This is a genomic window from Pseudomonas sp. BF-R-19 (assembly GCF_019956445.1).
GTDB lineage: Bacteria > Pseudomonadota > Gammaproteobacteria > Pseudomonadales > Pseudomonadaceae > Aquipseudomonas > Aquipseudomonas fluorescens_BH.
The window spans coordinates 41,477-55,948 of record NZ_JAHBDN010000092.1 but is presented as its reverse complement, the minus strand read 5'-3'; the positions used below and the strand labels follow the sequence as shown (position 1 = coordinate 55,948).

The window sequence follows — 14,472 nt, the reverse complement described above, 5'->3', positions numbered from 1 at the left end:
AAGAGCGCTTTCGTCGGAACGCCGCCCGGAGCAAGCCCGCTCCCACAGGGGAATGCATTCCAAATGTGGGAGCGGCGGTGCGACGATTCGACTTGCTCGCGAAAGCAGCACATTCAACATCAATCCCGGAGCTTACTCGCTGTAAATCATTTTCTTGGTCATGCCGCCATCGACCACGAATTCCTGGCCGGTGACAAACCCGGCGTTCCTCGACAGCAGCCAGGCCACCATCGCCGCGACATCCTCGACCGTCCCTACCCTGCCCGCCGGATGCTGGGCATGATCGGCTTCGGTCAACGGTTCGGCACGCCGCACCCAGGGGTCACGCGCATCGATCCAGCCTGGACTGACGGCATTGACCCGGATCTCCGGGCCAAGGCTGATGGCCAACGCATGCGTCAGGGCCAACAGACCGCCCTTGCTCGCCGCATAGGCCTCTGTGTCGGGTTCCGACTGCCCGGCGCGGGTCGAGGCCAGATTGACGATGGCACCGCTGTGAGCGCGCAGGTACGGTGCACAGTGCTTGGCCAGCAACATCGGCCCACTGAGGTTCACCGCCAACACCCGATTCCAGTGGACCAGGTCGAGGCTTTCCAGGGTGATGTTGTGCGGATCGGCAACCGCTGCGTTGCATACCAGCGCATCCAGGCGCCCGAACTGGCCGAGCACCTCGGCCACGCCCAGCGCGACTTGCCCTTCATTCGAGACATCCATGGCGATGAACCAGGCGTTATCGCCCAGCACTTTCGCCACTTTCGAACCGCGCTCCCGGTCCAGGTCCGTCAGCACGACTTGCCAGCCTTCGCTGATCAGCCAGGCCGAGATCCCCAGGCCAATGCCCCGCGCAGCACCGGTCACCAGCGCTACGCGGCCATTTGAGCCGGTGGTCGGCACAGGCAACTCGATCACAACGCTGCCAGGCCGCGCGCCAGATCGGCTTGCAGGTCCGCCACGTCTTCCAGGCCGACCGCAACGCGGATCAGGCTGTCACGAATGCCCGCCGCTTCACGCTCCTGCGGCGCCAGGCGACCATGGGAGGTGGTGCTCGGATGGGTGATGGTGGTCTTGCTGTCGCCCAGGTTGGCGGTGATCGAAATCAGGCGCGTGGCATCGATAAAGCGCCAGGCGCCCTCTTTGCCGCCCTTGACCTCAAAACTGACGACCGCACCGAAACCCTTCTGCTGGCGCAGCGCCAGTTCGTGCTGCGGATGACTCTTGAGGCCGGCGTAGTGGACTTTCTCGATGCCTTCCTGCTGCTCCAGCCACTCGGCCAGTTGCTGGGCGTTGGCGCAATGGGCCTTCATCCGCAGGTTCAGGGTTTCCAGGCCCTTGAGGAAGATCCAGGCGTTGAACGGGCTCAGGGTCGGCCCAGCGGTACGCAGGAAACCCACCACTTCTTTCATCTGCTCGCTGCGGCCGGCGACCACTCCGCCCATGCAACGGCCCTGGCCGTCGATGAACTTGGTGGCCGAATGCACGACGATGTCCGCACCCATTTTCAGCGGCTGCTGCAAGGCCGGGGTGCAGAAGCAGTTGTCGACCACCAGCATCGCGCCTTTGGCGTGAGCGATTTTCGACAGCTCGGCGATGTCCACCAATTCGGCCAGCGGATTGGATGGAGACTCGACGAACAGCAATTTGGTGTTGGATTTAATCGCCGCATCCCAACCGGACAAGTCCGCCAGGGCCACGTAATCGACTTCGATACCGAAACGCTTGAAGTACTTCTCGAACAGGCTGATGGTCGAGCCGAATACGCTGCGCGACACCAGCACATGATCACCGGCGCTGCACAGGCTCATCACCACGGCCATGATGGCCGCCATGCCGGTGGCCGTGGCCACGGCCTGCTCGGCGCTTTCCAGCGCGGCGATGCGCTCTTCGAACGCGCGTACGGTCGGGTTGGTGTAGCGTGAGTAAACGTTGCCCGGCACTTCCCCGGCAAAACGCGCGGCGGCGTCGGCAGCGGTGCGGAATACATAGCTGGAAGTGAAGAACATCGGATCACCGTGTTCGCCTTCCGGCGTACGGTGCTGACCGGCGCGTACGGCCAGGGTATCGAACGCTACACCTTCGAGGTCGCTGTCCAGCCGACCGGCATCCCATTCCTGACTCATGCTGTCACTCCTTGCCCTGCTCTTGATAGATGAAAGTCTTTTTGCCAGATACAAAACCGGCCCCTCAGGGCCGGTAGTAACTCAGTTGTTGTACAGATCGATGATCGCACTGACTGCCTGCGTCTTGACCTTGGAGGCATCGTTGCGTGCCTGCTCGATCTTGTTCAGGTAAGCCTCGTCGACGTCGCCGGTGACGTACTGGCCGTCGAACACCGCGCAATCGAACTTGTCGATCTTGATCTTGCCGCCACCGACCGCTTCGATCAAGTCAGGCAAGTCCTGATAGATCAGCCAGTCGGCGCCGATCAGGTCAGCCACGTCCTGGGTCGAACGGTTGTGGGCGATCAGCTCGTGAGCGCTCGGCATGTCGATGCCGTAGACGTTCGGGTAGCGAACCGCTGGCGCCGCGGAGCAGAAGTAGACGTTCTTGGCGCCGGCTTCGCGGGCCATCTGGATGATCTGCTTGCAAGTAGTACCGCGAACGATGGAGTCGTCCACCAGCATCACGTTCTTGCCGCGGAATTCCAGCTCGATGGCGTTGAGCTTCTGGCGTACGGATTTTTTCCGCGCGGCCTGGCCCGGCATGATGAAGGTCCGGCCGATGTAGCGGTTCTTCACGAAGCCTTCGCGGAACTTCACGCCCAGGTGGTTCGCCAGCTCCAGCGCCGCGGTGCGGCTGGTGTCCGGAATCGGGATGACCACGTCGATGTCGTGATCCGGACGCTCGCGCAGGATCTTCTCGGCCAGTTTCTCACCCATGCGCAGGCGGGCCTTGTAGACCGACACGCCGTCGATGATCGAATCCGGACGCGCCAGGTAGACGTGTTCGAAGATGCACGGTGTCAGGGACGGGTTGGTCGCGCACTGACGGGTGTACAGCTTGCCCTCTTCAGTGATGTAGACCGCTTCGCCCGGTGCCAGGTCGCGAATCAGGGTGAAGCCGAGCACGTCCAGGGAAACGCTTTCCGAGGCGATCATGTACTCGACGCCTTCGTCGGTGTGACGCTGGCCGAACACGATCGGGCGGATGCCGTGCGGATCGCGGAAGCCGACGATGCCGTAGCCGGTGATCATCGCTACAACGGCATAACCACCGACGCAACGGTTGTGCACGTCGGTGACGGCGGCGAAAACGTCTTCTTCGGTCGGCTGCAACTTGCCGCGCTGGGCCAGTTCGTGCGCGAACACGTTGAGCAGCACTTCCGAATCGGAACTGGTGTTGACGTGACGCAAGTCAGATTCGTAAATCTCCTTGGCCAATTGTTCAACGTTGGTCAGGTTACCGTTGTGCGCCAGGGTGATGCCGTAAGGCGAGTTGACGTAAAACGGTTGAGCTTCAGCCGACGTCGAGCTGCCCGCGGTTGGATAACGCACATGGCCAATGCCCATGTGACCGACCAGCCGCTGCATGTGACGTTGCTGGAACACGTCACGCACCAGGCCGTTGTCCTTGCGCAGGAATAACCGGCCATCATGGCTGGTCACGATACCGGCAGCGTCCTGGCCGCGGTGCTGGAGGACGGTTAGCGCGTCATACAGCGCCTGATTGACGTTCGACTTACCGACGATACCGACGATGCCACACATGCGACGCAACCCCTACTTAATGGATCTGAACTGAGCACTACTCACTGAGGCGTTTTGGCCATCGGCAAGAGTTGCTCCTTGAACGGAATATCAGCGGGTACGCTGATTCCGCTGGCAAGCCACTGACTGCTCCACCCGAGGATCAGGTTTTTGGACCAGTCTGCAACCAATAGAAATTTTGGCACGAGCTGTGACTCTTTCCACCACCCGTCCTGCTGTACCGGCCCCAGGCTCAACAGCCCGACGGCGATAACCACCAGCAACCCGCCACGCGCGGCGCCGAAGGCCATGCCGAGGAATCGGTCGGTCCCGGAGAGCCCGGTGACGCGAACCAGTTCGCCGATAAGATAATTGATCATTGCGCCTACGATTAAAGTGGCGACAAACATGATGGCACAGCCCGTGATTATACGTGCCGATGGCGTTTGAATGTACCCGCCGAGGTACTCGGACAGTGAGCCACCGAACATCCAGGCTACGACTCCTGCGATGATCCAGGTCAGCAGCGACAGTGCTTCTGTGACGAAGCCGCGGCTCAGACTGATCAATGCGGAGATGGCGACGATTGCAACGATCGCCCAGTCAACCCAGGTAAATGGCACAGTGCAGCCTACAGACGGATAAGGCGGCGCATTTTAGCAGAGCCCATGCTTATCGGTAAGCTGCGATTGTCTGTGCATTTCAAATCGGGGCGATAGTTTTAGCCACGTTCTGGCTGAAAGCGCACGACAAACCCCTTGAGATTCTGCTGGCGGTTCAGCAAGTCACGCAGCCGGTCGGCTTCAGCACGCTCGATCAGCGGCCCGACAAACACCCGGTTTTTGCCGTCGGCGGTACGGATGTAGGCATTGTAACCCTGGCTGCGCAGGGTTTTCTGAAGCTTTTCCGCGCTTTCACGGTTCGACAGGCTGGCCAGTTGCACCGACCAGCTGACAGACAAGCCATTGGCATCGACACGGCTTTGCGTGGTGTCCGGCTTGCCCGGTGCCGTCGTGATGGGCTGGGCAGGCGCTGTCGCAGGTTTAGCCGCCAAAGCCGGGGCCGGCGCGGGCGCAGCCGGCTTGGCTGCTGGCGCTGGAGCCGCAGGCGCCGGGACCACCGGCGCAGTTGGCACCGCCGATTCCTGCTGGGCGATTTCGTCATCGCTCGGCACGGGTTCCTGAGGCAAGGCTTGCGGTTCAGGCACCACCACGGGCTCGACCTGTACCTGGGGCATCGCTGGCGCCTGCGGAGCCGCAGGCGCTTCGACCGTCACCTGGCGCTGTTCGTCCTGGCGGGAAAACAGCATTGGCAGAAAAATCACCGCCAGCGCGACCAACACCAGGGCGCCAACCATGCGCTGCTTGTATGCCTTATCCAGCAATGCCATTCGCCGCGTCCTCCGTGGAGCGCCGGGCCAGCCATTCAAGGGCCTCGGCGACACAATAAAATGATCCGAACAACAGGATTTCGTCGTCGTTCGTGGCCTGCGCGCACTGCCCTTCCAGGGCGGCCGCTACGCTGCCGTATGACGTGACCGACGCACCAAGACCTAGCAACGCATCTTGCAAATCCGCAACCGGACGCGCCCGAGGTGAATCCAGCGGTGCGACAGCCCAGTGCTGGACACTAGCATTCAATTCGCCGACAACACCACCCAGGTCTTTGTCCGCCAGCAGCCCGAACACCGCCAGACGCCTGCCGACCGGCGGGCGACTGGCCAGGCGACGAGCCAGATACTCCGCCGCATGGGGGTTATGCCCCACATCCAGCAATAGATTCAAGCGTTTGCCTTGCCACTCGAACTCGCGGCGATCCAGGCGACCGACCACCCGGGTGGCCCGTAGCGCCTCGATAATCTGCGCATCCACCCAAGGCAAGCCGAGCAGCAGGTACGCCTGCAACGCCAGTGCAGCGTTTTCCATCGGCAGATCGAGCAGTGGCAGGTCGCGCAGTTCAACCGCGCGCCCTTGCGCATCGACACCGCGCCATTGCCATTTGAGATCGGTCACACCGAGGTCAAAATCGCGCCCCCGCAGGAAAAACGGGCAATTGAGCTCGCGCGCCTTGTCCAGCAGAGGTTGGGGAGGATTCAGATCGCCGCAGAGCGCAGGCGCGCCCTGACGGAAAATACCGGCCTTCTCGAAGGCCACGGACTCTCGGGTATCACCGAGGTAATCCGCATGATCGACGCCAATACTGGTGACCAGCGCCATGTCGGCGTCCACCACGTTGACCGTGTCCAGACGACCGCCCAGACCGACTTCCAGTACCACTGCATCGAGCCCGGAGCGCTGGAACAGCCAGAATGCCGCCAGGGTGCCCATTTCGAAGTAAGTCAGGGAAGTGTCGCCGCGCCCGACCTCTACCGCGGCAAAGGCCTCGCACAGCTCGGCGTCCGTAGCTTCGACGCCATTGACCGTTACCCGCTCGTTGTAGCGCAGCAGGTGCGGGGAGTTGTAAACCCCCACTTTCAAGCCCTGGGCTCGTAGCAAGGACGCCACGAACGCACAGGTGGAACCCTTGCCGTTGGTCCCGGTGACCGTGATCACCCGAGGCGCCGGCTTGCCCAGTCCCATGCGGGACGCTACCTGCTGCGACCGCTCCAGGCCCATGTCGATGGCCGAAGGGTGCAACTGCTCAAGGTAGGCGAGCCATTCGCCAAGGGTACGTTGGGTCATAGGCTGGCGGGTACCGGTGGAACCACGATCGGCTCGATGGGTGCAGCCACGAACTTCGGCGTCGGCAGGCCCATCATTTGCGCCAGCAGGTTGCCCAGGCGCGGACGCAGTTCCTGACGGTCGATGATCATGTCGATGGCACCGTGTTCCAGCAGGAACTCGCTGCGCTGGAAGCCTTCCGGCAGTTTTTCACGCACGGTCTGCTCGATCACGCGCGGACCGGCAAAACCGATCAACGCCTTCGGCTCGCCGACAATCACGTCGCCCAGCATCGCCAGACTGGCGGAAACGCCGCCGTAGACCGGATCGGTCAACACGGAGATGAACGGGATGCCTTCTTCACGCAGACGAGCCAGCACCGCGGAGGTCTTGGCCATTTGCATCAGGGAAATCAGCGCTTCCTGCATCCGCGCACCGCCGGAAGCGGCGAAGCAGATCATCGGGCAACGTTTTTCCAGGGCGTAGTTGGCGGCGCGCACGAAACGCTCACCGACGATGGCGCCCATCGAACCGCCCATGAAGGAAAATTCGAACGCCGAAACCACCACCGGCATGCCCAGCAAGGTGCCGCTCATGGAAACCAGTGCGTCTTTTTCGCCGGTCTGCTTTTGTGCAGCGGTCAGGCGGTCCTTGTACTTCTTGCCGTCGCGGAATTTCAGACGGTCAACCGGCTCCAGGTCTGCACCCAACTCGGTACGACCTTCAACGTCGAGGAAGATGTCGATACGGGCGCGGGCGCCGATACGCATGTGATGGTTGCACTTGGGGCAAACGTCCAGGGTCTTTTCCAACTCCGGACGATACAGCACAGCCTCGCAAGACGGGCATTTGTGCCAAAGACCTTCAGGCACCGAGCTCTTCTTGACCTCGGAACGCATGATCGAAGGGATCAGTTTGTCTACTAACCAGTTGCTCATGCTTTCTTTCTCCAGTACCGGTGGCCCGAACGCTCTGGTTCGCAGCCCCGTGTATGCCCTAGCGCTAAATTCATGTGTGCGAAGAGGGTCGATGGACTGCCACGGTCAGCGCGAAACATGACCTGCGTGCAACCACAAACCCTCGGATCTGCCTGCTGTGTGCAGTGCATCCGCTTTGTACAGTGCAGTGGACGGCGGCAGTCTGCCAGCCGTCACATCAACAGGTGCTACCGCGTACCGCTTTGATAAATGCCTGAATCCTTGCGTGATCCTTGATGCCCTTGCTCGCCTCTACCCCGCCGCTGACATCCACGGCATAAGGCCGAACGCGGGCAATCGCTTCGGCGACGTTATCCGGCGTCAGACCACCCGCCAGAATGATCGGCTTGCTCAAGCCTTGCGGTATCAGTGACCAGTCAAACGCCTCGCCGGTTCCTCCGGGAACGCCTTCGACATAGGTATCGAGCAGGATTGCGCTGGCACTGGCATAGGCATCACAGGCTGCGGCGATGTCATCGCCCGCCTTGACCCGCAGCGCCTTGATGTACGGGCGGTGCCAACCTTCGCAATCCTCTGCGCTTTCATCACCGTGAAATTGCAGCAGGTCCAGGGGTACCGCGTCGAGGATTTCACCCAATTCGCAACGGCTCGCATTGACGAACAAGCCCACGGTGGTCACGAACGGCGGCAGCGCCTTGATGATCGAGCGCGCCTGCTGGAACGTCACCGCACGGGGGCTTTTGGCGTAGAACACGAACCCGATGGCATCCGCCCCGGCCTCGACGGCTGCCAACGCATCCTCTATGCGGGTAATCCCACAGATCTTGCTGCGAACGGCTGACATGTCGACACAACTCCAAGACAAATCCGGGAAAGTCCCGGATGGTAACAAAAGCATTCGAGGGCGTCAGCCGCCAAGTTCCGAGAAACCGGTCAGGAAGTGTGGACCGATGTAACGCTCGGGCAATTGGAACTCGTCACGGTACTCGACCTGAACCAGATACAAACCGAATGGATGTGCCGTTACGCCACCGGTCCGTCGAATCCGGCTCTCCAGCACCTCTTTCATCCACTCCACCGGACGCTCTCCGGCGCCAATGGTCATCAGCACGCCGGCAATATTGCGCACCATGTGATGCAGGAAGGCGCTGGCGCGAATATCCAGCACGATCATCTTGCCGTGACGGGTGACGCGCAGGTGATGCAGTTCCTTGATCGGCGACTTGGCCTGGCACTGGCCGGCGCGAAAAGCGCTGAAATCATGGGTGCCGAGCAGGTACTGGGCGGCCTCGGCCATGCGCTCGACGTCCAGCGGACGGTGATTCCAGGTGACTTCTTCGTTCAGGTGCGCCGGGCGGATCTGATCGTTGTAGATCACGTAGCGATAACGCCGGGCAATGGCCTTGAACCGCGCATGGAAATGCGCCGGCATGACCTTGGCCCAACTGACACTGACGTCGTGGGGCAAGTTGATGTTGGCGCCCATGGTCCAGGCCTTCATCGAACGCTCGACCTGGGTGTCGAAATGCACCACCTGTCCGCAGGCATGCACCCCAGCGTCGGTACGCCCGGCACACATCAGCGAAACGGGTGAGTCGGCGACTTTGGACAAGGCGTTTTCGAGGGTTTCCTGCACGGTGAGCACCCCGGACGCCTGGCGCTGCCAGCCGCGGTAGCGCGAGCCTTTGTATTCGACGCCCAGCGCGATCCGGAAAAAGCCGTCGGCTGCCATTTCGGCGGCCGGGTTATCTATATTTGCCAAGGAGGGACAGCCTGATGATGTATCAAAGGCAGGCATTATAAGGCCGCCGGGCGGGGATGCCAGAGGGATCTCCTTTGACTGTTCCGGCCTCTTCGCGGGCAAGCCCGCTCCCACAGGTTTTGTGGGCAACATAAATCACTGTGGGAGCGGGCTTGCCCGCGATGAGGCCCGAGCAAACAACATCAATTCATGGACCAAACAAAAACGGCAGCCTCAATGGGCCGCCGTTCTGTTTACAACCTACCGATCACTCAAGCCAGGCGCGAAAGCATTTCCTCGGCTTCACTCTTCTGCTCGGCACTGCCTTCGCTTACCACCTCATTGAGGATGTCGCGAGCACCGTCGCTGTCGCCCATGTCGATATAGGCCTGGGCCAGATCGAGCTTGGTAGCGGCTTCGTCAGTACCCGAGAGGAAGTCGAAGTCATCATCGTCACCCAGTGCTGCATCAGCTTCGGTAAACGTCGGCTCGCCGATACTGCTGGACAAGCTCTCCAGCTCGGCGTTGACATCATCCAGCTCGGCTGCGAACGCATCCGGTGCGTCCAGCTCGTCGGCCAGCGACAGATCGAAATCGGCCGGCAATTCCAGGTCATCCAGCGCGACCTCGGGAATAGCCGGGGTTTCGGCGACCGGAAAATCCTTCACACCCTCACCCAGATCCAGCAGGAAATCGTCTTCAGCCAGCATCGCTGGCGACGATTGCGCACCGAGATCCAGGTCGAGGTCGAAGTCCGACAGATCGTCGAGGTTTTCCTTGATTTCAGTCTGTTGCTGCAACACCGACTCAAAGCTCAGATCGTCATCCAGCGGGAACTCGTCCAGGCCTGCCAGCGCCGCTACTTCAGGCTCCGGCTCCGGCTCCGGCGCAGGTGCAGGCGCCACAGGCGCAATCGCGTCCAGATCATCCAGGCTCAAGTCGAAGGCGCTGTCGAGGTCATCCTCGAACGGCGCTGGCACTGGCTCTGGCACCGCTGCTTGCGGCTCATCGAGCAACAGATCCTTGACGTATTGCGCGTCCAGCTCGGCAGCAACGGCGGCTGCGGCGATGCCACCGGCAGCGACCAGCGCCATGGCCGGGAAGCGGCTTTTGAGTTTTTCAACCTGGGCGAAGTTGTCGCCATTGGCCACCAACTGACGCTCCTGGCCGACGAACGCATCGCGGTCGCCTTGCTGGCCGTAGACTTCCATCAGTTTCAAGCGCAAGTCGCTGCGCTTCGGCTCTCGCTTGACGCCGTCCTCCAGCAACGCGGCAGCCTGGTTCAGGCGACCGGCATTGATGTGCGACTGAGCCTGGCCCAGCACGTCGTCGGAGCGCTCGGCAGCCGGCGCCACCAATGGTGCGGCAATCGGCGTGGTCATCACCACCGGAGCAACCACCGGCGCTGGCGCGGGAGCAGGCGTCGGGGCAGTCGCCAGCTTCACACTCGGCGACGGAACTTCAAGGCCTTCGAAGCTGCTTTCCGGCAAGTCGAAATCGGCCGGGAACGGCTGTTCTTCGGCCAGGGCACGGGCCATGCGCATATGCTTTTCGGCTTCTTGCTGGGCTTTGCGGCGGCGCGCCAGCAACAGCAGCAGGAGCAGCAGAATCACCGCACCGCCACCCACCAGGCCGAGCAGCGCCGGATTGGTCAGCAACTCATTGAATTTCTGATCGTCGGATGCCGCCGGTGTCGCCTCAACGGGCTTCTCGGCCGGCGCCGCAGTTGCCTCGGGCGCTGATGCAGTGTCAGCCGGACCAGGCGCTGCCGGGTTGGCAGCCAGCTCGGCCGACATCGCCGGAGCTGTCGCAGCCGCTGGTGCACCCGCAGCGCCCTCGGCCTGCAACTTGGCCAGTTGATTGTTCTTCAACTCGATCAGGCGTTGCAGCTTGTCCACCTGGCTTTGCAGATCGGTCATGCGGCTTTGCAGTTCGGCGTTATCACGACGGCTGCTGTCGAGACTTTCCTGGGTCACCGCCAACTTGTTGCTGAGGGCCTTGGCATCTCCGGCAGCCCCTTTGCCACGGCTCTTGCCGGACTCGGCAGACACCAGGCTCAGCTTGTCGGTGGTCGCTTGCGCCGGAGCACCATCGGTACGAGCGCGACTGGTGGCGTCAAGCTGTTGCTGCCCTGCCCCGGGTTTCGCCACGTAGCGACGCCCCTGGCGCCATGCGGTGTTCTGCGCAGCCACTTCGGCAATGGCCTTGGCTTGCGGCAGGCCCGTGCTCTGTGCCTGGTCCGGCAGGCGCAGCACCTGGCCGGTTTTCAGGCGGTTGATGTTGCCGTCGATAAAGGCATCCGGGTTCAGCGCCTGGATGGCCAGCATGGTTTGCTGGATCGAACCGCCATTACGCGCCTTTGCGGCGATTTCCCAAAGGGTATCGCGCGGCGTGGTGGTGTATTGGGGCGGCTTGGTCGCACCGGTGACGGGCGCGGCAACCGTTGACGTCGGTTGCGCAGCCGCTTCAGCGGTTTGCGGCGAGAATTTGGACGGATCGAGCAGCACACTGTAGTCGCGCAGCAAACGACCGTTCGGCCACATGACCTGAACCAGGAACTTCACCATGGGTTCGGAAAGTGGCTTGCTGGAGGTCACGCGCAGGATGCTTTTGCCGCTGGCGTTAAGCACCGGGGTAAAGGTCAAGTCGTTGAGAAACGCCTGGCGGTCGACACCGGCCTTGGCGAAATCGTCTGGTGAGGCCAAGCTCGGCACCACTTCGGCGGCGGTGAGATCCTTGACATCGAGCAGCTCGATTTCCGCTACCAGCGGCTGGTTGAGCGTCGATTTCAGGGTCAGTTCCCCGAGCCCGAGGGCATGCGCCATACCGGAGGACAGCGCCGAGGCGGCCGCTATTGCTAACACCAGTTTGCGAACTTGAACCATTAGCTCATCCTTAGTTTGAACATTCCTCGGCCAGCGAGAAGGTATTGATAGTCGCTGCCGTAAGGCATTGCGCGCAACGGCGAGGGTCGTCGCGCGCGATCATTTCATTGATGCCCGGCAAAGCCCTGCAGAGTGGCTCGCCTTCAGCACTCCGGCAAGCATAGGCTCGCGGGGAATCATTCGACAAATTGTTGCAAAGTATCTTTTACAGCAGGTCTTTAAGCAACAACTCGGCCAGCTGCACAGCGTTGAGCGCCGCGCCTTTGCGTACGTTATCTGACGTCAGCCACAGATTAAGTTCCGACGGGTCGTCAATACCCTGGCGAACCCGACCGACGTAGACCACATCCTGCCCTACCGCATCGCCCACCGGGGTCGGGTAATCGCCGGCTTCCACCAGCTCGATGCCGGGTGCGTCTTCCAGGGCCGCATTGATTTTCGACAGGTCGATTTCACTCGCGGACTGCAGGGTCACGTTATAGCTATCGCCAAAAAACACCGGGGCTTGAATGCAAGTGACGGAAATCTTCAATGAAGGCCGCGCCATGACCTGGCGCAACTCACGCACCAGGCGTTTTTCCAGCAACGTATGACCTTGCTCATCCGGCTTGCCGACCTGGGCCAACAGGTTGAAGGCCATCTGCCGATCAAAGAATTTCGGCTCCAGCGGCCGCACATTCAGCAGCTCGGCGGTCTGCCGGGCGAGCTCGCTCACGGCTTCGCGGCCTTGGGCCGATACCGCGAGGCTGGCGGTCAGGCTGATGCGCTGCAAGTCGAGCAAATCCATCAGCGGCGCGAGTACCACCGCCAGGGTGGTGGCCGACGGGCTTGGGCTGCTGACCTGAAAGGGTTTTTTCAAGCCGGCCAACACCTGGGCGTTGGCCTCAGGCACGACCTGTGGCGCCTTTTCGGCCGGAAGGGCACCGGAGAGATCGATCACCGAGCAACCGGCGTCTGTCGCCCGGGAAGCATAACTCAACGAGACCGCCGGGCCGGCGGCAAAGAATGCCAACTGCACCTTACTGAAGTCGAACTCATCGACCTCCCGCACCCGCACGTTCTTGCCGCGAAACGGCACCGAACTGCCGGCGGATTCGCTGCTGGCCAACAGGTGCAGGTTGCCGATCGGGAAATCGCGCTCTTCGAGAATCTGCACGAGTGTTTCGCCGACAGTACCGGTGGCGCCGATCACGGCAATATCAATGGACTGGCTCATGGTTTGACCTCTGGCGAAACGGGGGGAGCGGCACTTTACCGGGTGGTGGGGATGCAGGCAATTCGGCGGGAGATTTGTGGTGTTCGTGCCGGCCTCATCGCGAGCAAGCTCGCTCCTACAAGGATAAAAAAACCCGCGCCTCTTTCAAGGCGCGGGTTCTTTCATTGCATCAACCGATCAACGCTCGAGCAGGATCCGCAGCATGCGACGCAGCGGTTCGGCCGCGCCCCACAGCAACTGGTCGCCGACGGTGAACGCGCCGACGAACTGCGAACCCATGTTCAGCTTGCGCAGACGGCCAACCGGAATGTTCAGGGTGCCGGTGACCTTGTTCGGGCTCAGCTCCTGAATGCTGGTTTCGCGGCTGTTCGGCACCAGTTTGACCCAAGGGTTGTGCTGGCTGATCAGCCCTTCGATATCGGCGATCGGTACGTCTTTGTTCAGCTTGATGGTCAGCGCCTGGCTGTGGCAGCGCATGGCGCCGATGCGTACGCAGATGCCATCGACCGGAATCGGGCTCTTGAAGCGACCGAGGATCTTGTTGGTCTCGGCCTGGGCCTTCCACTCTTCGCGGCTCTGGCCGTTCGGCAGTTCCTTGTCGATCCACGGGATCAGGCTGCCGGCCAACGGTACGCCGAAGTTTTCGGTCGGGTACGCGTCGCTGCGCATGGCTTCGGCCACACGACGGTCGATGTCGAGGATCGCGCTGGCCGGATCGGCCAGTTGATCGGCAACAGCGGCGTGGGTCGCGCCCATTTGCTTGATCAGTTCACGCATGTTCTGCGCGCCGGCACCGGAGGCCGCCTGATAGGTCATGGCGCTCATCCATTCCACCAGGCCAGCCTCGAACAGGCCACCGAGGCCCATCAGCATCAGGCTGACGGTGCAGTTGCCGCCGATATAGTTCTTGGTGCCCGCATCCAGCTGCTGGTCGATCACCTTGCGGTTGACCGGATCCAGAACGATCACCGCGTCATCCTGCATGCGCAGGCTGGAAGCGGCGTCGATCCAGTAACCCTGCCAGCCGGCTTCACGCAGCTTGGGGAAGACTTCGCTGGTGTAGTCGCCACCCTGGCAGGTCAGAATCACGTCGAGGGTTTTCAGCTCTTCAATGCTGTAAGCGTCCTTGAGCGGAGCAATGTCCTTGCCCACGGACGGGCCTTGGCCACCGACATTGGAGGTGGTGAAAAACACCGGCTCGATAAGATCGAAATCCTGCTCTTCCAGCATCCGCTGCATGAGCACGGAACCGACCATACCGCGCCAACCGATCAGACCTACACGTTTCATCGCAACTACACCTTCTTGAAATGTGGGCCGCTACCTTGTCTTGAATTTGGCAGCGGGCC

General features: G+C 61.6%; 12 protein-coding genes. All 12 read right to left on the bottom strand.

Translation table 11 applies throughout. The features are described from left to right. Nucleotides 1-132 precede the first annotated feature (132 nt). Nucleotides 133-909 (bottom strand): SDR family oxidoreductase, encoded by a 777-nt coding sequence (locus tag KGB28_RS25895; protein WP_223448411.1) that lies wholly within the window; start codon nucleotides 907-909, stop codon nucleotides 133-135. Then, entirely contained in the window at nucleotides 906-2,117 is a 1,212-nt protein-coding gene (locus KGB28_RS25890; RefSeq protein ID WP_223448410.1) for an O-succinylhomoserine sulfhydrylase, read from the bottom strand. Before KGB28_RS25890 ends, KGB28_RS25895 begins: the two co-directional genes overlap by 4 nt. A gap of 81 nt (nucleotides 2,118-2,198) precedes the next feature. Continuing rightward, entirely contained in the window at nucleotides 2,199-3,704 is a 1,506-nt protein-coding gene (purF, locus tag KGB28_RS25885) for an amidophosphoribosyltransferase (RefSeq protein WP_007975670.1), read from the bottom strand. 41 nt (nucleotides 3,705-3,745) lie between these two features. After that, a complete protein-coding gene (locus KGB28_RS25880) occupies nucleotides 3,746-4,306 on the bottom strand; it encodes a CvpA family protein (protein WP_150727110.1) in 561 nt (186 codons plus the stop codon). Nucleotides 4,307-4,404: 98 nt separating this feature from the next. Then, a complete protein-coding gene (locus KGB28_RS25875; protein WP_223448409.1) occupies nucleotides 4,405-5,073 on the bottom strand; it encodes an SPOR domain-containing protein in 669 nt (222 codons plus the stop codon). After that, nucleotides 5,057-6,364, bottom strand: coding sequence for a bifunctional tetrahydrofolate synthase/dihydrofolate synthase (gene folC / locus KGB28_RS25870; RefSeq protein ID WP_223448408.1), 1,308 nt, complete (start codon nucleotides 6,362-6,364; stop codon nucleotides 5,057-5,059). The genes KGB28_RS25875 and folC overlap by 17 nt, the downstream gene beginning before the upstream one ends. Then, the gene (gene accD, locus KGB28_RS25865) at nucleotides 6,361-7,281 is read right to left on the bottom strand and encodes an acetyl-CoA carboxylase, carboxyltransferase subunit beta (RefSeq protein WP_223448407.1); all 921 of its coding nucleotides are present in this window, start codon (nucleotides 7,279-7,281) and stop codon (nucleotides 6,361-6,363) included. The genes folC and accD overlap by 4 nt, the downstream gene beginning before the upstream one ends. 217 nt (nucleotides 7,282-7,498) lie before the next feature. After that, nucleotides 7,499-8,125 (bottom strand): phosphoribosylanthranilate isomerase, encoded by a 627-nt coding sequence (locus KGB28_RS25860; RefSeq protein WP_223448406.1) that lies wholly within the window; start codon nucleotides 8,123-8,125, stop codon nucleotides 7,499-7,501. 63 nt (nucleotides 8,126-8,188) lie between these two features. Beyond that, on the bottom strand, nucleotides 8,189-9,013 hold the full coding sequence (gene truA, locus KGB28_RS25855; protein ID WP_095943676.1) for a tRNA pseudouridine(38-40) synthase TruA: 825 nt from the start codon (nucleotides 9,011-9,013) through the stop codon (nucleotides 8,189-8,191). Nucleotides 9,014-9,294: 281 nt separating this feature from the next. Next, nucleotides 9,295-11,907, bottom strand: a complete 2,613-nt coding sequence (locus KGB28_RS25850; RefSeq protein ID WP_223448405.1) for a FimV/HubP family polar landmark protein — start codon at nucleotides 11,905-11,907, stop codon at nucleotides 9,295-9,297. Between the two features lie 205 nt (nucleotides 11,908-12,112). Beyond that, the gene (locus KGB28_RS25845; protein ID WP_223448404.1) at nucleotides 12,113-13,123 is read right to left on the bottom strand and encodes an aspartate-semialdehyde dehydrogenase; all 1,011 of its coding nucleotides are present in this window, start codon (nucleotides 13,121-13,123) and stop codon (nucleotides 12,113-12,115) included. A 177-nt stretch (nucleotides 13,124-13,300) separates the two neighbouring features. After that, complete coding sequence (gene asd, locus KGB28_RS25840; RefSeq protein ID WP_007975660.1) at nucleotides 13,301-14,413, bottom strand: aspartate-semialdehyde dehydrogenase; 1,113 nt, start codon at nucleotides 14,411-14,413, stop codon at nucleotides 13,301-13,303. Between the last annotated feature and the right edge of the window lie 59 nt (nucleotides 14,414-14,472).